The organism is Pseudomonas sp. 2FE, assembly GCF_005503735.1.
GTDB lineage: Bacteria > Pseudomonadota > Gammaproteobacteria > Pseudomonadales > Pseudomonadaceae > Aquipseudomonas.
Map to the genome: position 1 here is coordinate 794226 of NZ_SCMO01000001.1, position 21395 is coordinate 815620.

Here is a 21395-nt window from a genome sequence, read left to right on the forward strand (position 1 = left end):
TCCTGCGCTCAAAACCGTGGCTGCGCTGAACCGTTGATGCTTGCCCCATAAAACCCGGCCTGTGGTTACCGGGTTTTATGGCCATTCGGGTCAAGCCCTTTATGCCGCCGGCCGCTGCTGGCGCTGGTAGAGGAACTCCAGCACCGCGGCGCGGTATTCGTGGTAGCGCCCGTCGTGGGCCAGTGCCATGCGGTCGCGCGGGCGTGGTAGCTCGACCTCGAGGATGTCGCCGATGGTGGCCGCCGGGCCGTTGCTCATCATCACGATGCGGTCGGACAGCAGCACGGCTTCGTCGACGTCGTGGGTGATCATGATCACCGTGTTGCGCAGCTCGGCGTGGATCTCCATCAGCGAGTCCTGCAGGTGCGCGCGGGTCAGGGCATCCAGGGCGCCGAAGGGTTCGTCCATCAGCAGCACCTTGGGGCGCATGGCCAGCGCACGGGCGATACCAATGCGCTGCTTCATGCCGCCGGAAATTTCGCTGGGACGCTTGTCGCGGGCATGGCTCATGTGCACCAGGTTGAGGTTGTGCTCGATCCACTCGCGCATTTGCGCCTTCGACTTCTTGCCCTGGAAGACCTGGCGCACGGCCAGTTCGATGTTCTGGTAGCAGCTCAGCCAGGGCAGCAGGCTGTGGTTCTGGAACACCACGGCGCGCTCCGGGCCGGGTGAGTTGACCTCGCGGCCGTCGAGTATCACCCCGCCGGTGCTGGCCTGGTAGAGACCGGCGACTATATTCAGCACGGTCGACTTGCCGCAGCCGGAATGGCCGATCAGCGAGACGAATTCGCCCTTGGCGATTTTCAGATTGACGTTCTGCAGGGCGCAGTACAGGCCCTTGTCGGAGGGAAAGCTGATGCCGACGCCGGTCAGTTCAAGGTGTGCATTGTTCATGACGGACTCCTGAATAATGGTCGCTTAGCGCAGGTCTGCGTTCTTATCCCAGCTGACGTGGCGCTGGAGCATGAGCATGAGACGGTCGAGGACGAAGCCGATCAGGCCAATGACAATCACGGCGACCATGATCCGCCCCAGCGAGTTGGAGCTGCCGTTCTGGAACTCGTCCCAGATGAATTTCCCCAGGCCCGGGTTCTGCGCCAGCATCTCGGCGGCGATCAGCACCATCCAGCCGGTGGCCAGCGACAGGCGCAGGCCGGTGAAGATCATCGGGATAGCGGCCGGCAGGACGATGCGGCGTACATGGCTGAGTGGCGACAGGCTGAGCACGCGGCTGACGTTCTGCAGGTCCTTGTCGATGTTGGCCACCCCCACGGTGGTGTTGATCACGGTCGGCCACAGGCAGCACAGCGCCACGGTAACCGCCGAGGTGATGAAGGATTTGGCCAGCAGCGGGTCGCTGCTGGTGTAGACGGCGCTGACCACCATGGTCACCAGTGGCAGCCAGGCCAGCGGCGAAACCGGCTTGAATATCTGAATCAGCGGGTTGACTGCGCTGTAGATCGGCTTGCTCAGGCCGCAGACGATGCCCAGCGGGATGGCGACCAACGAGGCGATGAGGAAGCCGGTCAGCACGGTGTAGAGGCTGGTGAAGATCTGTTTGAAGAAGGTCGGCTTGCCGGTGTAGGGGCGGATGCTGACCTTGGCTTCGGGATCCTGGGCCAATTTCTCGGCGTTGCGTAGTTCTTGACGTTCGAAGAAGGCATCGGCTTTTCTCTGTTCGCCCAGGTGCTCATCCACCAGGGTGCCGAACTGGCTGGCTACCTGGGTCGGGCCGGGGAATTTACCGAGGCTGGTGTCGATGCTGCCGGCAATCATCTGCCAGAACAGCAGAAAGGCGAGGATGCCGATCACGGGCATCAGCACGCTGGGCAACCAACGCTTGATGGCAGCACTGCGGGCGGATTTCAGGGTGTCTTGGATGGGCTGGGCGACGGCGGGGTTGCTCATCGTCTTGTCCTCGGAGCAGAGGGGAGCCGGCGTGTCCGGCTCCCTGGGCAGTTGCTGCGTTACAGCACGGAGTCGGGTTTCAGACCAATCTTGAACTGGTTGATGTACGCGTTCGGTTTGCGCCCGTCATAGGTGAGGCCATCGATGAACTCGTTGCTCGGCGCGCGGAAGCCTTCTTCGCTGGCCGGCGGGAAATCCTCGGCCTTGGCCTTGCCTTCCTTGACCAGCTCGGCGGCGGCGGTCTTGTAGACGTCTGGCAGGTAGACCTGCTTGGCCACGTCGAAGTACCAGCTGTCCGGCTTGGCTTCGCCGACCTGGCCCCAGCGGCGCATTTGGGTCAGGTACCAGATGGCGTCGGAGTAGTAGGGGTAGGTGGCGTTGTGGCGGAAGAACACGTTGAAGTCGGGGACTTCACGCTTGTCACCCTTCTCGTACTCGAAGGTGCCGGTCATCGAGTTGGCGATCACCTTGGCGTCGGCACCGACGTACTCGGGGCGCGAGAGGATCTCCACGGCTTCCTGGCGGTTGGCGTTGTTGTTCGCATCCAGCCACATGCCGGCGCGGATCAGCGCCTTGATCAGACGCTTGTGGGTTTCCGGGTTGGCGTCGGCCCAGGTCTTGGAGACACCGAAGACCTTTTCCGGGTTGTTTTTCCAGATTTCGTAATCGGTGATCACCGGTACGCCGATGCCCTTGAACACGGCGGCCTGGTTCCAGGGTTCGCCCACGCTATAGCCGTTGATGGTGCCAGCCTCGAGGGTGGCCGGCATCTGCGGCGGCGGGGTCACCGAGAGCAGGGCGTCGGCGTTGAGGGTGCCGGTGATGTCGCCCTTGGCCGGCGCGTAGTAGCCCGGGTTGATACCGCCGGCGGCCAGCCAGTAGCGCAGCTCATAGTTGTGGGTGGAAACCGGGAAGACCATGCCGAGGTTGAAGGGCTTGCCCTTGGCCTTGTACTGGTCGATCACCGGCTTGAGCGCATCGGCCTTGATCGGGTGTAGCGGCTTGCCGTTCTCCATCGGCACGTGCTTCTTCATTTCCTCCCAGACCGCATTGGACAGGGTGATGCCGTTGCCGTTGAGGTCCATGGAGAAGGCGGTGACGACCTCGGCCTTGGTGCCGAAGCCGATGGTCGCTCCCAGCGGTTGACCGGCGAGCATATGGGCGCCGTCCAGCTCGCCGGTGATCACCCGGTCCAGCAGCACCTTCCAGTTGGCCTGGGCTTCCAGGGTAACGAACAGGCCTTCGTCTTCGAAGAAGCCTTTTTCATAGGCAATGGCCAGCGGCGCCATGTCGGTCAGCTTGATAAAGCCGAGCTTCAACTCTTCCTTCTCCGGGTTGGCAGCCAGGGCGATCTGCGTGCTCAGCGGCGAGAGCAGCAAGACGGCGGCGCAGCTCAGGCCAGTCAGGGCTTTTTTAATCAGGTTACGGCGATTGCGAGTGGTACTCATGGTGATCCCTCATGTGTCAGAAACGAAAAAAGACGTCGCAGACAGCTCCGCCCGGAAGGGGCAGGGTGCCTTTGACGTCTTTGTCTATTCGTCCTGATCACCGCCGTTGGCGATCTGAAGACGGGTGCTGAGGGGGTAATTGCAAGGGGCTTGCCAGGTTTTGCGTTGAGCCACCCGGATACGGGTTGCCGGCTAGCCCGCGGCTGCCTCGATAGCCTGGTAAGTTGGCTTTTAAATCAATGACTTGGCAGGCGTTTGCATGGTCGTGGCCAGGGTTGGAAAAACCTCGTGAGCGCCTGCGGGCCGGTATAAGTCCGGGCCTCAGGGCGGCCCATTGGCGTGCACCGAACGCCGCTGCTTGGGGTTGGGGCGCGGGATTGGTGCAGGCGGGTAGGCCCTTCTCGATTGCCGAGAAGGGCAGGCAGGCTCAGTTGCCGGCGAGCTTGCGCGGCTTTCCGGGCTCCAGCAGGCCGTCGGCGCGGAACATCGCCTTGATACCGCGCACGGCCTGACGGATGCGATCCTGGTTCTCGATCAGGGCGAAGCGCACATGGTCGTCGCCGTAATCGCCGAAGCCGATGCCGGGCGAGACGCAGACCTTGGCCTCGGCCAGCAGCTTCTTGGCGAACTCCAGCGAGCCGAGCTGGGCGTAGGGCTCGGGAATCTTGGCCCAGATGTACATCGAGGCTTTCGGGTTCTCCACCATCCAGCCGGCCTCGTGCAGGCCTTTGACCATGGCGTCGCGGCGCTGCTTGTACTGCTCGGCGATATCACGCACGCATTGCTGATCGCCTTCCAGGGCGGCGATGGCGGCCACCTGCAGCGGGGTGAAGGTGCCGTAGTCGTGGTAGCTCTTGATCCGTGCCAGGGCGCTCACGAGTTCTTGATTGCCGACCATGAAACCGATGCGCCAGCCGGCCATGTTGTAGCTCTTGGACAGGGTGAAGAACTCCACGGCGATGTCCTTGGCGCCCGGCACCTGCATGATCGAGGGGGCTTTCCAGCCGTCGTAGACGATGTCGGCGTAGGCCAGGTCGTGGATCACCAGCACGTCGTACTGCTTGGCCAGGGCCACCACCCGCTCGAAGAAGTCCAGCTCCACGCACTGCGCGGTGGGGTTGGAGGGGAAGCCGAGGATCATCATCTTCGGCTTCGGGATCGATTCGCGAATGGCCCGTTCCAGCTCGGCGAAGAAGTCCACGCCCGGCACCAGCGGCACCGAGCGCACCTGGGCGCCGGCGATCACCGCGCCGTAGATATGGATCGGGTAGCTCGGGTTGGGCACCAGCACGGTGTCACCATGATCGAGGGTGGCGAGCATCAGGTGCGCCAGGCCTTCCTTGGAGCCGATGGTGACTATGGCTTCGCTTTCCGGGTCGATCTCGACCGCGTAGCGTTCCTTATACCAGCGCGCGATGGCCCGGCGCAGACGCGGGATGCCTTTGGAGGTGGAGTAGCCGTGGGTGTCTTCGCGCTGGGCGACCTGCACCAGCTTCTCGACTATGTGCGGCGGGGTGGCGCCGTCGGGGTTGCCCATGCTGAAGTCGATGATGTCCTCGCCACGACGGCGGGCGGCCATCTTCAGCTCGGCGGTGATATTGAAAACGTAAGGGGGGAGACGATCGATGCGCGCAAAGCGGCGCGAAGCTTGGTCAGCCATGCTTTCCTCGAAGACGTAAGCGCCCGGAACCGTCCGAGCGACGTTGGCCAGTGCGCTGGCCAGGAGGCGAAGATAAGCGGGGCGACCGGCGGCTGTCGAGAGGAATCTTCGCCGCGGCCGCTGGCAGCAAGGTGGATGAAAAAGTCCTCATCCACCTTGCTGGGGCTCAGGGGCCCAGCAGTTCGCTCATGGCGATGATCTGTTCGGCCACCTGGATCAGTTTCTGCTGCCGGCTCATGGCCTGGCGGCGCATCAGGGTATAGGCCTCTTCCTCGTTGCAACTTTTCATCTTCATCAGCATGCCTTTGGCCAGCTCGATGCGCTTGCGCTCGGCCAGTTGGGCATCGCGGGCCTGTAGTTGCGCACGCAGCGCCTGGTCGCTCTCGAAGCGGGCCATGGCGACGTCGAGAATCGGTTGCAGGCGCTGGGCCTGGATGCCTTCGACTATGTAGGCGCTGACCCCCGATTGGATGGCTTGGCGCATCACGCCGGGGTCGTGCTCGTCGGTGAACATGACGATGGGCCGCGGCTGGTCGCGAGTGACCAACACCACTTGCTCCATCACGTCACGGCCGGGGGACTCGGTGTCGATCAGGATCACGTCGGGGCGCACGGCTTCGACGCGCTCGGGCAGGTCGATGGTCAGCCCGGACTCGTCGATGACGTCGAAGCCGGCCTCAATCAGGGCGGCTCTGAGTCGGCCGACTTTCTTCGGGGTGTCGTTGATCAGGAGGATTCGCAGCATAGGGAGGTCATCCTCTGGCTTAAAGGGCTAGCGATTGTGGCGCATCGGCCAGGGCATGCAGGGCAAAGCTGCGCGCATAGGTGGCCGGGTCGGAGCCGTCCCAGACTTTGCCATCGAGCAAGGTGGCGCTGCGCATGGGGGTGGCCGGCACGGCGATACCCAGGGCGCTGGCGGCCTCGCGGTACAGTTCGAGCTGATGGATCTGTTGGGCGATGCCGAGGTAGTCAGGGTCATCACGCAACAGCCCCCAGCGGCGGAACTGGGTCATAAACCACAGGCCGTCCGAGAGATACGGCATGCTCACTTTACCATCGGCGAAGAAACGCAGCGGGTGTTTGTCCTGCCAGGCATGGCCGAGGCCGTCCTGGTACTGGCCGAGAAGGCGCGGCTGGAGCGCCGAGAGCGGGGCGTCGACGTACTCGCTGCCGCTGATCAACTGCGCGGTGCTGCGCTTGTTCTCGTCGCTCGCGTCGATGAAGCGGCTGGCTTCCAGTACGGCCATGGTCAGCGCCCGGGCGGTGTTGGGGTAGCGCTCGACAAATTCACGGGTGACGCCGAGGACTTTCTCCGGGTGATCGGCCCAGATCATCTGACTGGTGGCGAGGGTGAAGCCCTGGCCTTCCTCCACCGCCAGTGCGCCCCAGGGGCCGCCGGCGCAGAAACCGTCGATTCGCCCGGCCTTGAGATGGGTGACCATCTGCGAGGGGGGCACGACGACGCTGTGCACATCCTCCAGCGGATGGATGCCGTGGCTGGCCAGCCAGTAGTTGAGCCACATGGCGTGGGTGCCGGTGGGGAAGGTCTGCGCGAAGGTGAGTTTTGCACCGCTTTGGCGCACCCGCGCGGCCAGTGCTTCGGCAGTTGTCACGCCGGCCTGTTTGAGCGGCTCGGAAAGATTGATCGCCTGGCCGTTCTGGCACAGGCCCATGAGGATGGCCATGTCGGTGGCCGGGCCGCTGAGACCGAGGTGGATGCCGTAGACCTGGCCATAGAGGGCCTGGGCGGCGTCGAGCTCGCCGCTCAGCAGCTTGTCGCGCAGGGTCGCCCAGGAGGCCTGACGCTGCAGGTTGAGGGTCAGGCCGTAGGGCTGGGCGAAGCCCTGGGTGGCCGCGACTATCAGCGAGGCGGAGTCGGTCAGGGCCATGAAGCCCAGGTCCAGTGCGCTCTTTTCCGGGGCATCCGAGCCGGCGACCCAGGCCAGGTTGTCTGTGCGTGTACTGCTGCTATCGGTCATGTGTTTTGTTCCGCCGTTGAACAAAAAAGCGCCGCTCCAGCTACTCCAGAGGTTGGTAGCCGGAAGCGACGCCATTGTCTATGAACTGACTCCGCCGTTGGAGAGAGTTCTGCTGATGAACTCCAAGCAAGCCATATGCCAGCAGTTGCTCCAGACAAGAAAAACAAAACCCCGCCGAAGCGGGGTTTGGATTGAGAAACGACTGGCCTCAGCGTTCGATGATTTGTTTCACCTGGGACTGCGGGATGTGCTGTTCGCGGCCTTCGCTATCCTCGAACTCCAGCATGCCGGTATCTTTGTCGAGTTCGGGCTTGTCGTAGGTGGTCAGCAGTTGACCATCGACGGTGGAAATAAGGTATTCACTGGCACAGCCACTCAGGGCTACTAGGCAGACTGCAGCGAGAATCCAGTGCTTCATTTGGCTACTCCTGAAGGTTGGAGCGCTCCGCACGGGGCCGCCCCTAATCAGGAAAATAGCTGCTCTAGCCGCGCCCGCAAGGTGCTATTGAAAAGAAAAAGCCCCGCACTGGGCGGGGCTCTTCTTGACGCTATGCCGTTAGGCTTGAACGACCGGGATATTGGCGTTCGCAGCAGCTTCACGGAACTCGGCGATCTGGTCGAAGGAGAGGTAGCGGTAAACGTCGGCAGCCATGCTGTCGATTTTACCGGCGTACTCCATGTACTCCTCGACGGTCGGCAGGCGACCGAGGATCGAAGCCACCGACGCCAGCTCGGCCGAAGCCAGGTAGACGTTGGCGCCATCGCCCAGACGGTTCGGGAAGTTACGGGTCGAAGTCGAGACCACGGTGGAATTCGCTTCAACGCGTGCCTGGTTGCCCATGCACAGCGAGCAGCCCGGCATTTCCATGCGCGCGCCAGCCTTGCCGTAGATGCCGTAGTAGCCTTCTTCGGTCAGCTGGTGTGCGTCCATCTTGGTCGGCGGCGACAGCCACAGACGGGTTGGCAGCTGGCCCTTGACCTGATCCAGCAACTTGCCGGCCGCGCGGAAGTGACCGATGTTGGTCATGCAGGAGCCGATGAACACTTCGTCGATCTTCTCGCCAGCCACGCTGGAGAGCAGACGGGCGTCGTCCGGATCGTTCGGCGCGCAGAGCACCGGCTCTTTGATGTCGGTCAGGTCGATTTCGATGACTTCGGCGTATTCGGCGTCAGCATCTGCAACCATCAGCTCCGGGTTGGCGATCCAGGCTTCCATCGCTTGAGCGCGACGTTCCAGAGTGCGCGCATCGCCGTAGCCTTCGCCGATCATCCAGCGCAGCAGGGTGATGTTGGAGCTCAGGTACTCGGTGATCGACTCTTTCGACAGCTTGATGGTGCAACCGGCAGCCGAACGTTCGGCGGAGGCGTCGGACAGCTCGAACGCTTGCTCGATGCTCAGGTTGTCCAGGCCTTCGATTTCCAGGATGCGGCCGGAGAAGGCGTTCTTCTTGCCTTTCTTCTCGACGGTCAGCAGGCCAGCCTGGATCGCGTAGTAAGGAATGGCATGCACCAGGTCACGCAGGGTGACGCCCGGTTGCATTTTGCCTTTGAAGCGCACCAGGATCGATTCCGGCATGTCCAGTGGCATAACGCCAGTGGCGGCGGCGAAGGCGACTAGACCGGAACCGGCCGGGAACGAGATGCCCATCGGGAAACGGGTGTGCGAGTCGCCACCGGTGCCGACGGTGTCCGGCAGCAGCATGCGGTTCAGCCAGCTGTGGATGATGCCGTCGCCCGGACGCAGGGACACGCCGCCGCGGGTCATGATGAAGTCGGGCAGGGTGTGGTGGGTGGTGACGTCGATCGGCTTCGGATAGGCCGCGGTGTGGCAGAACGACTGCATCACCAGATCGGTGGAGAAGCCCAGGCACGCCAGGTCTTTCAGCTCGTCACGGGTCATCGGGCCAGTGGTGTCCTGGGAGCCGACGGTGGTCATCTTCGGTTCGCAGTAGGTACCTGGGCGAACGCCAGCGACGCCGCACGCCTTGCCGACCATCTTCTGCGCCAGGGTGAAACCCTTGGTGCTTTCAGCCGGTTGCTCAGGCTTTTTGAACAGATCGGAAGACGGCAGACCCAGTTCGGCGCGCGCCTTCTCGGTCAGGCCACGGCCGATGATCAGCGGGATACGGCCGCCAGCACGGACTTCGTCGAGCAGCACCGGGGTCTTCATTTCGAAGGTGGCCAGGACTTCGTCGCTGTTGTGCTTGGTGACTTTACCCGCGTGAGGGTAAAGGTCGATCACGTCGCCCATGTTCATCTGGGTAACGTCGAACTCGATCGGCAGTGCGCCGGCATCTTCCATGGTGTTGTAGAAGATCGGGGCAATTTTGCTGCCGAAGCAGAAGCCGCCGGAGCGCTTGTTCGGGACATAAGGCACGTCGTCGCCGAAGAACCACAGTACCGAGTTGGTCGCCGATTTACGCGAGGAACCGGTACCGACCACGTCACCGACGTAGGCGATCGGGAAGCCGTCGTTGCGCATGGCTTCGATCTGCTTCATCGGGCCGATGGCGCCTTGCTCATCCGGCACGATGCCGTCGCGGGCCATTTTCAGCATGGCCAGGGCGTGCAGCGGAATATCAGGGCGCGACCAGGCATCCGGAGCAGGGGACAGGTCGTCGGTGTTGGTTTCGCCGGTAACCTTGAATACGCGCAGGCTGATCTTGTCGGCCAAGGTCGGACGGTTCTTGAACCACTCGCCATCGGCCCAGGACTGCAGTACGGCTTTGGCGTGAAGGTTGCCGTTCTTGGCTTTTTCCGCGACGTCGTGGAAGGCGTCGAACATCAGCAGGGTGTGCTTGAGCTCTTTGGCCGCAACCGGGGCCAGTTCGGCGTCGTCCAACAGGTCGACCAGGGTGACGATGTTGTAACCGCCCTGCATGGTGCCGAGCAGCTCGACGGCGCGCTTTTTATCCAGCAGCGGCGAGCTGACTTCGCCTTTGGCCAGCGCCGAAAGGAAACCGGCCTTGACGTAGGCGGCTTCGTCCACGCCTGGCGGCACGCGGTTGGTGATCAGATCGACGAGGACAGCTTCCTCGCCAGCGGGCGGGTTCTTCAGCAGCTCGACCAGGCCTGCGGTTTGTTCGGCGTTTAGCGGCTGGGGCACGATGCCCTGAGCGGCACGCTCTGCAATGTGTTTGCGATAGGCTTCAAGCACAGTTTTTACCCTCATCAGTGATCCCATAGGGTTGTCCGGGATGTTCATCCAGGAAACCGCCGAACGCATGCGCTTCGCGGCTTTTTGAGCCGCTTGGCCAAGGTTTCAGTGGCCCCATCCAGAAGCTGTTTTCAAAGTTTTACGCCGAAAGGAATGTCTGATGAGGGCTGACGCTGGACCTTCGAGACTCGAAGTGCCCAGCGCCAACGGGATTCCTGCCGGATTAACTGTGCTCGTGACGCTTTGAAAACAGCTTCTAACGGACATTGGTGCCTAAAAGGCGGGCCGATTCTACTGGAAAACACCAGCAAAGTTAAGACACAGCCCCACATGCGCTGGGGTGACCCTACTAAGACAAAGGGCTAAGATGCCCGCCTGTTTCCCCTCTGTTCGTACCGCCACGCCATGTCCAATCAACGTATCAAGACGCCTTGCGTCGGCCTCTGCTCCACTGTTTACGGTGATCTGGTGTGCCGCGGCTGCAAGCGCTTCCATCACGAGGTGGTGAACTGGAACCTCTATAACGATGAGGAGAAGCGTGCGGTTTGGCGACGTCTGGAAATCCTGCTGGTACAGGTCATGACGGCGAAGTTGGATGTTTTCGATGCCGTTCGTCTGCGCGCCCAGTTGGAGCAGCGCAAAATCCGCTTCGTCCCCGAACAGTCGGCGTATTGCTGGGCCTATCAACTGATAGCCCGTGGCGCCCGCGTCATCAGCCAGCTGGACGCCTATGGCATGACTTTGCTGCCCGAGTTTCGCGGTTGGGCACTGCCTGAGCTGCGCGACGCCATCGATCGTGAGTTCTTTCTGCTGTCCGAGGCGCATTACGAGCGCTATATCGCGCCGAAATTCCTCCGCGAAGGCTTAGAGTTTCGCGTCTAGAGGCCGCTGCGCTCCGCACGGCAGCGGCCCGTGCCCGTGCTCAGGCCACCCTGTCGCTGTTCTGCTCGACTGACCGAGCGGGCGTTTCGTGGGGCTTTAACACCAGCACATCGCTCTCCAGTCCGTCCAGTACGGCCTCGGCGGTATTGCCGACCAGGATGCCACCGAGCCCGTTGCGGGCGATCGTGCCCAGTATGGTCAGCACCGCCCCCTGTTCGCGGGCGACCCGCGGGATTAGGGCTTTGGCGGGCCCTTCGCCGATATGCAGTCGGTGCTCGGCGAGCTCGTACTCGTGCTGGAACCATTGGCATTGGTCATGGCAATGGCTGGCAATGGCCTGGTCGAGGTGGATGGCCGGATCGGCCAGATCCAAGGCAGGGACGGCGTAGGCGCTGACGACATGCAGCTCAGCTTCGAACAGCCGGCACAGGTCGACGGCATAATTCATGACGTTGCCTTGTAGCGCGATGCTGCTCGTCCTGGTGGTCGACATCCATGCTCGCGAGGATGGTGCCGCCCGTCCAGGGGCGCTCGCTCTTGACCAGCAGCAGGGGTACCGCTAGCTGGCGCGACAACTGCCAGTCGTCTGGAGGCGAGAGGAGTTTCCTGAACCGGGAATCGGGGTGGTGCTGCTTGATCACCAGATCGCAGCCGTGCCGCTGTTGGGCAGCGAGAATGGCGGCGCAGGCATGCTTCGGTTCCACCTTCGCCAGCTCGCCACGAGCGCGCAAGCCTTCCCGGCGCAGCTCGGCCAGCAGTCGGTCGAGGTACTCGCCATGTGCTTGGTGCGGGTCGCAGAGTAAAAGCTCGAGCTCGGCGCCGAGGGCTCTGGCGAGTTGTTTGCCGCGCCCGAGGGCGAAGTCTGCGGCGGGTTCCGGATGGATCACTATCAGGATGTTCTGAATCGAGCGCATGGCAATCTCCTTCAACTCAGGGAGGCGTGATTGCGGGCTGACCTCTCCTTCTTCTTGGGGCTGATTAAAAGGACAGCAGGTCTTGCTCGCTTAGTGAATCTGCATGGTAGGCCTGTGGCGATTGGTCAAGGCGGTTGGTTGGCTGGGGCAATCGATTTGTGCCTAAGTGTGTGGTCGATGGTTATATGGCCAGGAGGATAACGAGGCTTCCGCCGATGGGCTCGGTGGTGGAGCGGCCAGTTCTTCCAGGTGGTTGATGATGTCGTCCGGTTTGAGCACCAGGACGTCGCTCTCCAGGGTGTCCAGAATCATCTCGGCGGTGTTGCCGATCAGTGCGCCGGACAGGCCGGTACGGGCCACGTTACCGATCACTGTAAGCACGGCCTTGAGCTTGTGCGCGATGTGCGGGATCAGCACATCGGCCGAACCTTCCTCGATATGCAGGTGTTCGGCGCTGATGTTGAATTCGGCCTGGAACGTCTTGCACTGTTCGCGATAGAAAGCCTGGATGCTCTCCTTGAGCTGGAAGGCGGGGTCGGGCGCCGAGAGCATGGGATAGGGGTGGGCGCTCATCATGTGCAGAGTGCCGCCAGCCAGCTGGGCGATGTCGTAGCCGTGGCTGACGATGCCGGCATGCAGGACGCGGTGTTCGATATCGCTGTTGCCCACGTCGACAGCCGTGAGAATGGTGCCGCCGGTCCAGGGCGTGGCGGTTTTCACTATCAGCACCGGGCTGGGGCAATAGCGCAGCAGCTTCCAGTCCTCGGGGGTGATGAGGGGCTTCGCCAGCGGGTGGTCGGGCAGGTGCTGCTTGATCACCAGGCCGCAGCCCTCCGCCTGCTGCGCGGCGATGATGGTCTTGTGCGGACTCTCATGCCAGGCCTGTTGGGCGCTGACGCTAAAGCCCTCCTTTTCCAGGGCGCCGCGCATGTCGTTCAGGTAGGAGGAATGGTTGAGTCGCTTGTCGCAGGCCAGCAGATGCAGGTGCGACTGGGTGGCGCTGGCAATCATTTTGGCTCTGTTCAGAATCAGATCCTCAGGCTGCTGCGAATCCACCACCACCAAGGTGTTACGGATGGTATGCATGAGTGTCTTCCCGCGTGCGAGTACGGTTTTCAGGTGGACGGAGGCACAAGCGCTGTTGGCTTATATCCCTGCGGGCGGGTAGGGCGCATTCGTTGCCAACCCTTGCCGCTCCGTCTTTCAGCCGGAAGCTCACCCACCGACATCATGCACGCGACAGCCGAAATCGACTCCTCCTGCTCGGTTCGATTGTTGACGCCTGAATCGAGCTGGCATTGATGACCACGGAACTGCTGCTGATCGCTCATGCAACTGCGAAAGCTGCCTCCACAGCGTTGGCGCTGTTGTTCCACTGCATCTAAATTGAGAAGGTCGAATTGCCGGAGGAGCTGCGCCACTTCGTGCGGGTTGCGCTGCTGGTAAAGGATGCACGCTAGCGTCTACCGCCCTCAATGCCGCGCCTGCATGCGCCTCTCCGCCCGCTCAAGCAATACACCCACACGAATGCCTCGACCATCGGGGTATTCATCGAGGTGCTCTCCGGCGAGCGTTTCTGTTCAAGGGACAACAGATCTTGCTCGCTCAACTCAATGGGTCAGTCTGGTGGCTGTTTGGTTTTACGCCAGGTAGTTGGTCGCCTGAGTCAGTCGATTTATGTCTAAGCGTGTGGGAGATGGTTATATGGCAGGGCGGGCGCCTAGGCACCCGCCGACGGGCTCAGCGCTGTGCGACCAGCTCTTCCAGATGGGCGATGATCGCATCGGGCTTCAGCACCAAGACATCGCTTTCCAGGGTGTCCAGCACCACCTCGGCGGTGTTGCCGATCAGCGCGCCGGAAAGGCCGCTGCGCGCTACGGTGCCGATCACCGTGACCGCGGCGTTGAGCTTGTGGGCCATGAACGGGATCAGCACATCGGCCGGGCCTTCTTCTATGTGCAATTGCTCGTCGCTGAAGTCGTACTCGGCCTGAAAGGCTTTGCACTGCTCACGGTAGCGCGCCTCAATGGTTTCCTTGAGTTGGAACACCGGGTCGGCGGCTGAGAGCATGGGCGAGGGATGGGCGCTGATCACGTGCAGGCTCGCTTTGGCCAAGCCGGCGATCTCATAGGCGTGGTTGATGATGCTGGCGTGCAGCGTGCGGTGCTCGCCATCGGCGTTGCCGACATCGACGGCGGCGAGGATGATGCCGCCGGCCCAGGGTTTGTCGGTTTTCACCATCAAGACCGGGCCCGGGCAGTAGCGCAGCAGCTTCCAGTCATCCGGGGTGAGCAGGGCCTTCTTCAGTGGGTTGTCCGGGCGGTGTTGCTTGATCACCAGGCCGCAGCCTTCGGCCTGCTGCGTGGTGATGATGGTCTGATGCAGGTTGTCGTGCCAGGCCTGTTGGCTGGAAACGCTGTAACCCTCCTGCTGCAGCGTGCTGCTGAGGTCGGTGAGGAAGGCCGAGTGATCGTGCTTTTTGTCGCAGATCAGCAGGTGCAGGTGCGACTGAGTCACTCCAGCGATCAGCTTGGCCCGTTTCAGCGCGAGACCTTCCGGTTGCTCAGGCTCAATTATCACCAGAATGCTGCGAATGGCTTGCATGGTCGTCTCCCCGCGAGTGATTGCGAATGTCTTAAACCACTATAGTTGCCGGCTGCAGTCGATGTTCATGACTCATATCGAACGCTCGACTGGTCGTCTTCGCCTGCATTCGTATAATGGCCCGCCCTAGGCCTGCCTGCCAGCGTCGAAATGACGCCCTGTGAGATCATGCACTCGCTCCCCGAAATTGACTCTTTCCTGCTTTGCCCGACGCCGGATGCCTGGATTGCCCAGGCTTTGCAGAATCAGGATGTACTGCTGATTGATCACGCCAACTGCGAGAAAAAGGCCGCCTCAACGGCGATCACGCTGATGTTTCGCTACATCGAAAAGGCCGATTTGCAATACAAAATGTCGCGATTGGCCCGTGAGGAACTGCGGCATTTCGAGCAGGTCGCCGCGCTGATGAAAAAACGCGCAATTCCCTATCGTCCAATCAGCGCAGCGCTCTATGCCCAGCGTTTGCACAAGCACATGCGCAGTTCTGAACCGCATAAGTTGATTGATACGCTGATCGTTGGCGCCTTTATCGAGGCGCGCTCCTGCGAGCGCTTTTCCCGTCTGGCGCCGCATCTCGATGAGGAGTTGGGGAAGTTCTATCGCTCGCTGCTGAAGTCGGAGGCGCGGCATTACCAAGGCTATCTGAAGCTGGCCCAGGACTATGCCGGGGCGTCGATTGAGGCGCGCGTGGCCTTCTTTGCGGAAATCGAGCGTGAGGCGATTCTGACGCCGGACAGCGAGTTTCGCTTCCATAGCGGCGCCGCGGCCTGATTCATAGGCAAGAAAAAAGCGCCTGATCAGGCGCTTTTTTCGTTTCGGGAAGGGTTACTCCTTCACCTTCAAATCCAGCGCCAGATCCCGCGCGGCCTTGGTGGCGAGTACACCCATCAGTTGACCGATCTCGCCCTGACGGCTGCTGCCGGCGTCCTGGCCGCTGCCGGCCATCATCACGCTGGGTACCGGCGCCTGTGCGGCAGCCTCGGCCCAGACCTTGTTGATGGCGATCAGCGCGTCGAGTTTCGGCTGCAGCGCACCGTCGGCCTTGATCACCGCTTCACGGGCATAGGCCTCGGCATCGGCGGTGGTCTTGGTCGCTTGGGCGGTGATGGCGGCTTTGTCACGCAGCACTTCAGCCGTCTGCTTCTCGATCTCGGCGCGCTGTTTTTCCCGCTGGGCGTTGATTACGGCGAGCTGTTTCTCGGTTTCAGCCAGCGTGGTGCGTTCGATCTGGTCGCGCAGGGTTTCCTGGCGTCGGGCTTCGACGTCTTTCTCGCCACGGGCGGTGACCAGGAGCTTCTCTTCCTCTTCCTTCAGGCGGTTTTGCCGGGCTACCGCCAGGTCGGCCAGGGCCTGCTGAACCTTGACCATGCGCTGCTTGTACTGCGGATTGGGGTCGACGTTAGTGATGCGCGCCTCCACCACTTCCACGCCGTATTTGCGAAATTGCTGCTGCTTGCGCACCGGAATGCCCTTGGCGTCGGTGACCTTCTCGGTGACGAACTGGCTGACGTTGTTGTCGCCAAAAGCACCTTGCTCACTGCCGGCCTGCAGGATCGCGGTCTGCTGAGGCTGGTGGCCGCGAGTGGTGCGTACTTCTTTGCGTTTGATCAGGTACAGGCCGTCATTCAGTTGGTTTTCGAACTCGGCGGCGAACTCACTGCGAGCGCCGGAGTAGAAATCATCGGCGCTCATCAGCGAGGCGGTGGCCTGTAGGGTTTCCTTGATCGCTGGGACCAGGGCGGTCTTGATGAAGTTTTCCGGATTGCGGTATTCCTGAGCGATCTTCAGGAAGGCTTCGCCGCTGGGCAGCCGAATGCGCGCGGAAGACTCGACCTTGGCGTCGACGTTGCCGAGAAACACGATGGGGAAGGCTTCGATGGTGGCGCCGAGGGAGTCGTTGTCGCTGTTGTCGTCGGTCGCCAGGGCCTCGGTGAGTACCGACTGCACGCTAAGGGCCTTCTTCCAGGGCGTGGCGCGGCCGAACCATTTAGTGGCGTAGCCGACGTCATCGACGATCTTTTCTTCGCCGAAGATGGTCCGGACATGGGTGGCGAAGCCGGCCTCGTTATAGAAGAACACGCCGTTGAAGGCGATGTAGGCGAGAGCGGCGAGCAGGGCGGGTAGGCCCAGGTATTTGAACAGTTGCTCCTTGCTGAACAGCATGATCGCTCCTTGAAAGCGGATAAAGTGCGGCGATGCTGGGGGTGGCAGTGCGGGTCGTCAAGTGGCAGGGTGCCAGCTTGCGAGGCATATCGCGGCGCAGGCTATTAGCTCAGCGCAAAAGGCGCTTGCTGAAAACCCTGCTCATCGACTTGGAGCGCCCAGCCTTGCTTATCCCAATCGCCGAGGACGATGCGCCGGGCGGGTTTGCCGTCGACCTGTAACTGGTGAGTGGCGGGGCGATGGGTATGGCCGTGGATCAGTGTGTGTACGCCATGGGCGGCCATCACGCGGGGGACTTCTTCCGGGCTGACGTCAGTGATTTCGCTGGCTTTCATCTGCGTCTGTGCGCGGCTTTCTTTGCGCAGTTTGCGTGCCAGCTTGTGCCGGGTGGTCAGCGGCAGATGGCGCAGCACCCAGAGCGTCAGTGGGTTGCGCAGCCAGCGGCGCAGGCGCATATAGGCCTGATCCTGGGTGCAGAGGCTGTCGCCGTGCATCAGCAGCACGCTTTCGCCGTTCAACTCGACCAGGCACGGATCGCTCAGCAGCGTGCAGCCCGCCAGGCGGCAGAAACCCTGCCCCAGCATGAAGTCGCGGTTGCCGTGCATCAGGTAAATGCGCGTGCCGCTGTCGCTCAGGTCGCGTAGGGCCTGGGCAATCGAGCGCTGGAAGGGGCTCATGGCGTCGTCACCGATCCAGGCTTCGAAGAAGTCACCGAGGATGTACAGCGCGTCGGCCGTGCGGGCACGACCGGCGAGGAAATGCAGAAACGCCCGGGTAATATCCGGGCGTTGTTCTTCAAGGTGCAGATCGGAGATCAGTAGCTTGATCAAACGGCTTACTCGGCAACGATCTCGGCGCGCGCGATGATCACGTCTTCAACCGGAACGTCCTGGTGGCCGGACTTCATGGTAGTGGCGACGGATTTGATCTTGTTCACCACCTCCATGCCTTCTACCACTTCACCGAACACGGTGTAGCCCCAGCCTTGGACGGTCGGTGCGCTGTGGTCGAGGAAGTTGTTGTCGGCAACGTTGATGAAGAACTGCGCGGAAGCCGAATGCGGTTCCATGGTGCGGGCCATGGCGACGGTACCGATTTTGTTGGAAACGCCGTTGTTGGCTTCGTTCTTGATCGTGGCGCGAGTGGCTTTCTGCTTCATGCCTGGCTCGAAACCGCCGCCTTGGATCATGAAGTTGCTGATCACGCGGTGAAATACGGTGTTGTCGTAATGACCAGCCTTGACGTACTCCTCGAAGTTGGCCACGGTCTCCGGGGCCTTGTCAGCGAAGAGGTTCAGGGTGATGACGCCGTGATTGGTATGCAGCTTGATCATGAGAAAATCCACTCGGTCGAGAAAATCGAAGGCCTGTCAGGGGGTTGACAGCTTCGGCTATGATAAGCGCTTTGATTTAGTCGGCCTACCCTGGCTGCGCACTAGTACGTTCAAGGATCCCATGAGCAAGCCCACTCTCGACCCCACTCTCGATGCCACTGTTGATCCCAAAGCGGGCCCAGCGGTCCCTGCCAACTTTCTTCGGCAGATTGTTCAGGCGGATTTGGATGCCGGTAAGCATACAAAAATCGTCACGCGCTTCCCGCCGGAGCCGAATGGTTACTTGCACATCGGTCACGCCAAGTCGATCTGCGTGAACTTCGGTCTGGCCGAAGAGTTTGGTGGTGAATGCAATCTGCGTTTCGATGACACCAACCCGGCCAAGGAAGACCAGGAGTACATCGACGCCATCGAAAGTGATGTGAAGTGGCTGGGGTTCCAATGGGCCGGCGAGGTGCGTTACGCCTCGCAGTATTTCGATCAATTGCATGCTTGGGCGGTCGAGCTGATCAAGGCTGGCAAGGCTTATGTCTGCGATTTGAGCCCGGATCAGGCGCGTGAATACCGCGGTAACCTGACCGAGCCGGGCAAAAACAGTCCGTTCCGTGAACGCAGCGTCGAAGAAAACCTCGATTGGTTTGCGCGCATGAAGGCCGGTGAGTTCGAGGATGGTGCCCGCGTGCTGCGCGCGAAGATCGATATGGCCTCGCCGAACATGAACCTGCGCGACCCGATTCTTTATCGCATTCGTCACGCCCATCACCACCAGACCGGTGACACCTGGTGCATCTATCCGAACTACGACTTCACCCATGGTCAGTCCGATGCGATCGAAGGTATTACCCATTCGATCTGCACCCTGGAATTCGAGGGTCACCGCCCGCTCTACGAGTGGTTCCTCGATAACCTGTCGGTGCCGAGCAAACCGCGCCAATACGAGTTCTCCCGGCTCAACCTGAGCTACACCGTCACCAGCAAGCGCAAGCTCAAGCAGTTGGTCGACGAGAAGCACGTCAATGGCTGGGATGACCCGCGCATGTCGACCTTGTCAGGCTTCCGTCGGCGCGGCTATACCGCGGCGTCGATCCGCAACTTCTGCGAGATGATCGGCACCAACCGTTCCGACGGCATCGTCGATGTCGCCATGCTCGAATTCAGCATTCGTGACGACCTCGACCACAGCGCCCCGCGCGCCATGTGCGTGCTGCGGCCGTTGAAAGTGGTGATCGGCAATTACCCGGAAGGCCAGGTCGAGAACCTCGAGCTGCCGCGCCATCCGAAAACCGACATGGGCGTGCGCGCACTGCCGTTTTCCCGCGAGCTGTATATCGATCACGACGATTTTGTCGAAGGCGAGCCGCCGAAAGGCTTCAAACGGCTGGTGCTCGGTGGTGAAGTGCGTCTGCGCGGCAGCTATGTGATCCGCGCCGATGAAGCGATCAAGGATGCCGACGGCAATATCCTCGAGTTGCGTTGCTCCTATGACGCGGACACCCTCGGCAAGAACCCGGAAGGGCGCAAGGTCAAGGGCGTGATCCACTGGGTGCCGGCGGCAGAGAGCGTCGAGTGCGAGGTGCGTCTGTATGACCGCCTGTTCCGCTCGCCAAGCCCCGAGAAGGCGGAAGAGGGCGCGAGCTTCCTGGAGAACATCAACCCGGACTCCCTGCAGGTGCTCGCCGGTTGCCGTGCCGAGCCCTCGCTGGCCCAGGCGCAGCCGGAGGACCGTTTCCAGTTCGAGCGCGAAGGCTACTTCTGTGCAGACCTGAAGGACACGAAGCCCGGCAAGCCGGTCTTCAACCGTACCGTCACACTGCGTGACTCCTGGGGTTAAGGCTGGATCGGGTCAGGGCGAGCGCTCACTGGGTTAAGTTGTGCCGCGCTCGCTGGCTTTGAGAGCAGCTCTAAGGAATAAGTAATCGTGCTTTCCATCTACAACACGCTCAGCAAAACCAAAGAAGTCCTTAAGCCGCTCGAAGGTAATAAGGTCAGCATGTATGTCTGCGGCATGACCGTGTACGACTACTGCCATATCGGCCATGCGCGGGTCATGGTGGCCTTCGACGTGGTGGCTCGTTGGTTGCGCCACAGCGGCTACACCCTGACGTATGTGCGCAACATCACCGATATCGACGACAAGATCATTCGGCGCGCCCAGGAAAATGGCGAAAGCTTCGATCGGTTGACCACTCGCATGATCGCCGCCATGCATGAGGATGAAGCTCGCTTGAGCGTTCTGCGCCCGGATCAGGAGCCTTGCGCCACCGAGCATATCGCTGGCATGCACGCGATGATCCAGACCCTGATCGACAAGGGCTATGCCTACGCGCCGGGGAATGGCGACGTGTACTACCGAGTCGGCAGGTTCGCCGGTTACGGCAAGTTGTCGCGGATGAAGATCGAAGACCTGCGCATCGGTGCGCGGATCGAAGTCGACGAAGCGAAAGATGATCCGCTCGACTTCGTTCTCTGGAAAGGCGTCAAGCCGGGCGAGCCGAGCTGGGAGTCGCCTTGGGGGCTTGGTCGGCCGGGGTGGCATATTGAGTGCTCGGTGATGTCGACCTGCTGCCTGGGCGATACCTTCGACATTCATGGTGGCGGCCCGGATCTGGTGTTCCCGCACCATGAAAACGAAATCGCTCAAAGCGAGGCGGCCACCGGTAAGTCCTACGCCAATACCTGGATGCACGCCGGTGCCGTCCGCGTGGATGGCGAGAAGATGTCCAAATCACTGGGCAATTTCTTCACGATTCGCGAAGTGTTGGAGAAGTATCACCCGGAAGTTGTGCGCTATTTGCTGGTTTCGAGCCATTACCGCAGCCCGATCAACTATTCCGAAGACAGCCTGAAGGAAGCTAAGGGTGCGCTTGAGCGCTTCTATCACTCGCTCAAAGGCCTGCCGAACGCGGCTCCGGCTGGTGGTGAGGCGTTCGTCGAGCGTTTCGCCAAGGCAATGAACGACGACTTTAACTCGCCTGAAGCCTGTGCGGTGTTGTTCGAGCTGGTGCGTGAGGTGAATCGCCTGCGTGATAGAGATCTGCATGCCGCTGCTGGATTGGCGGCGCGGCTGAAGGAGCTGGCCAGTCTGCTCGGCGTGCTGCAGTTGGAGCCCGAGGTTTTTCTGCAGGCTGGTGCTGAAGGCAAAGTCGATGCGGCGCAGGTCGAGGCGCTGATTCAGGCCCGCTTGGCGGCGCGCGCGGCCAAGGACTGGGCGGAGTCGGATCGGATTCGTGATCAGATCACGGCGATGGGTGTGGTGTTGGAAGATGGCAAGGGCGGGACGACTTGGCGTTTGGCGGAGTAGGTCTCTGCCATAAAAAAGGCCGCTTCTGCGGCCTTTTTTGCGTCTG

19 protein-coding genes are annotated in these 21395 nt (G+C 61.5%); 4 read left to right on the top strand and 15 right to left on the bottom strand.

Annotated elements, in window-relative coordinates; genetic code table 11:
• Positions 1-99: 99 nt before the first annotated feature.
• From FFS12_RS03790 to acnB, 8 genes are all read right to left on the bottom strand, one after another.
• Positions 100-894 carry an ABC transporter ATP-binding protein gene (locus tag FFS12_RS03790; RefSeq protein WP_137817142.1) on the bottom strand — a complete coding sequence of 265 codons (795 nt, stop codon included), beginning with the start codon at positions 892-894 and terminating at the stop codon, positions 100-102.
• A gap of 24 nt (positions 895-918) precedes the next feature.
• Positions 919-1908 (bottom strand): ABC transporter permease, encoded by a 990-nt coding sequence (locus tag FFS12_RS03795; protein ID WP_137885589.1) that lies wholly within the window; start codon positions 1906-1908, stop codon positions 919-921.
• A 59-nt stretch (positions 1909-1967) separates the two neighbouring features.
• A complete protein-coding gene (locus FFS12_RS03800; RefSeq protein WP_137885590.1) occupies positions 1968-3356 on the bottom strand; it encodes a CmpA/NrtA family ABC transporter substrate-binding protein in 1389 nt (462 codons plus the stop codon).
• Between the two features lie 427 nt (positions 3357-3783).
• A complete protein-coding gene (gene alaC / locus FFS12_RS03805) occupies positions 3784-5016 on the bottom strand; it encodes an alanine transaminase (protein ID WP_137885591.1) in 1233 nt (410 codons plus the stop codon).
• Between the two features lie 166 nt (positions 5017-5182).
• Positions 5183-5761 carry an ANTAR domain-containing response regulator gene (locus tag FFS12_RS03810; RefSeq protein WP_137885592.1) on the bottom strand — a complete coding sequence of 193 codons (579 nt, stop codon included), beginning with the start codon at positions 5759-5761 and terminating at the stop codon, positions 5183-5185.
• A gap of 19 nt (positions 5762-5780) precedes the next feature.
• Positions 5781-6995, bottom strand: a complete 1215-nt coding sequence (locus FFS12_RS03815) for a CmpA/NrtA family ABC transporter substrate-binding protein (protein WP_137885593.1) — start codon at positions 6993-6995, stop codon at positions 5781-5783.
• 208 nt (positions 6996-7203) lie between these two features.
• Entirely contained in the window at positions 7204-7413 is a 210-nt protein-coding gene (locus tag FFS12_RS03820) for a YgdI/YgdR family lipoprotein (RefSeq protein ID WP_137817136.1), read from the bottom strand.
• 138 nt (positions 7414-7551) lie between these two features.
• A complete protein-coding gene (gene acnB, locus FFS12_RS03825; protein ID WP_137885835.1) occupies positions 7552-10152 on the bottom strand; it encodes a bifunctional aconitate hydratase 2/2-methylisocitrate dehydratase in 2601 nt (866 codons plus the stop codon).
• Between the two features lie 405 nt (positions 10153-10557).
• Between acnB and FFS12_RS03830 the strand changes: the two genes are divergently transcribed.
• Entirely contained in the window at positions 10558-11034 is a 477-nt protein-coding gene (locus FFS12_RS03830) for a DUF1289 domain-containing protein (RefSeq protein ID WP_137885594.1), read from the top strand.
• Positions 11035-11074: 40 nt separating this feature from the next.
• Here FFS12_RS03830 and FFS12_RS03835 read toward each other — a convergent pair whose 3' ends face one another.
• From FFS12_RS03835 to FFS12_RS03850, 4 genes are all read right to left on the bottom strand, one after another.
• The gene (locus FFS12_RS03835; protein ID WP_171011803.1) at positions 11075-11482 is read right to left on the bottom strand and encodes a universal stress protein; all 408 of its coding nucleotides are present in this window, start codon (positions 11480-11482) and stop codon (positions 11075-11077) included.
• On the bottom strand, positions 11442-11948 hold the full coding sequence (locus FFS12_RS03840; protein WP_137885596.1) for a universal stress protein: 507 nt from the start codon (positions 11946-11948) through the stop codon (positions 11442-11444). Before FFS12_RS03840 ends, FFS12_RS03835 begins: the two co-directional genes overlap by 41 nt.
• 162 nt (positions 11949-12110) lie before the next feature.
• Entirely contained in the window at positions 12111-13034 is a 924-nt protein-coding gene (locus tag FFS12_RS03845; protein WP_137885597.1) for a universal stress protein, read from the bottom strand.
• Positions 13035-13688: 654 nt separating this feature from the next.
• The gene (locus FFS12_RS03850; protein ID WP_137885598.1) at positions 13689-14552 is read right to left on the bottom strand and encodes a universal stress protein; all 864 of its coding nucleotides are present in this window, start codon (positions 14550-14552) and stop codon (positions 13689-13691) included.
• A 168-nt stretch (positions 14553-14720) separates the two neighbouring features.
• On the opposite strand from FFS12_RS03850, the gene FFS12_RS03855 reads away from it, so the two are divergent.
• The gene (locus tag FFS12_RS03855) at positions 14721-15323 is read left to right on the top strand and encodes a tRNA-(ms[2]io[6]A)-hydroxylase (protein ID WP_137817133.1); all 603 of its coding nucleotides are present in this window, start codon (positions 14721-14723) and stop codon (positions 15321-15323) included.
• A gap of 54 nt (positions 15324-15377) precedes the next feature.
• Here the strand turns inward: FFS12_RS03855 and FFS12_RS03860 are convergent, their stop codons facing one another.
• From FFS12_RS03860 to FFS12_RS03870, 3 genes are all read right to left on the bottom strand, one after another.
• Complete coding sequence (locus tag FFS12_RS03860) at positions 15378-16715, bottom strand: SPFH domain-containing protein (protein ID WP_137885599.1); 1338 nt, start codon at positions 16713-16715, stop codon at positions 15378-15380.
• Between the two features lie 104 nt (positions 16716-16819).
• Positions 16820-17545, bottom strand: coding sequence for a UDP-2,3-diacylglucosamine diphosphatase (gene lpxH / locus FFS12_RS03865; protein WP_137885600.1), 726 nt, complete (start codon positions 17543-17545; stop codon positions 16820-16822).
• Positions 17546-17550: 5 nt separating this feature from the next.
• A complete protein-coding gene (locus FFS12_RS03870) occupies positions 17551-18048 on the bottom strand; it encodes a peptidylprolyl isomerase (protein WP_137885601.1) in 498 nt (165 codons plus the stop codon).
• Positions 18049-18169: 121 nt separating this feature from the next.
• Between FFS12_RS03870 and FFS12_RS03875 the strand changes: the two genes are divergently transcribed.
• Together FFS12_RS03875 and cysS are read left to right on the top strand one after the other, a co-directional pair.
• Positions 18170-19879, top strand: coding sequence for a glutamine--tRNA ligase/YqeY domain fusion protein (locus FFS12_RS03875; protein WP_137885602.1), 1710 nt, complete (start codon positions 18170-18172; stop codon positions 19877-19879).
• Between the two features lie 87 nt (positions 19880-19966).
• On the top strand, positions 19967-21349 hold the full coding sequence (cysS, locus tag FFS12_RS03880; RefSeq protein ID WP_171011804.1) for a cysteine--tRNA ligase: 1383 nt from the start codon (positions 19967-19969) through the stop codon (positions 21347-21349).
• Positions 21350-21395: the final 46 nt, after the last annotated feature.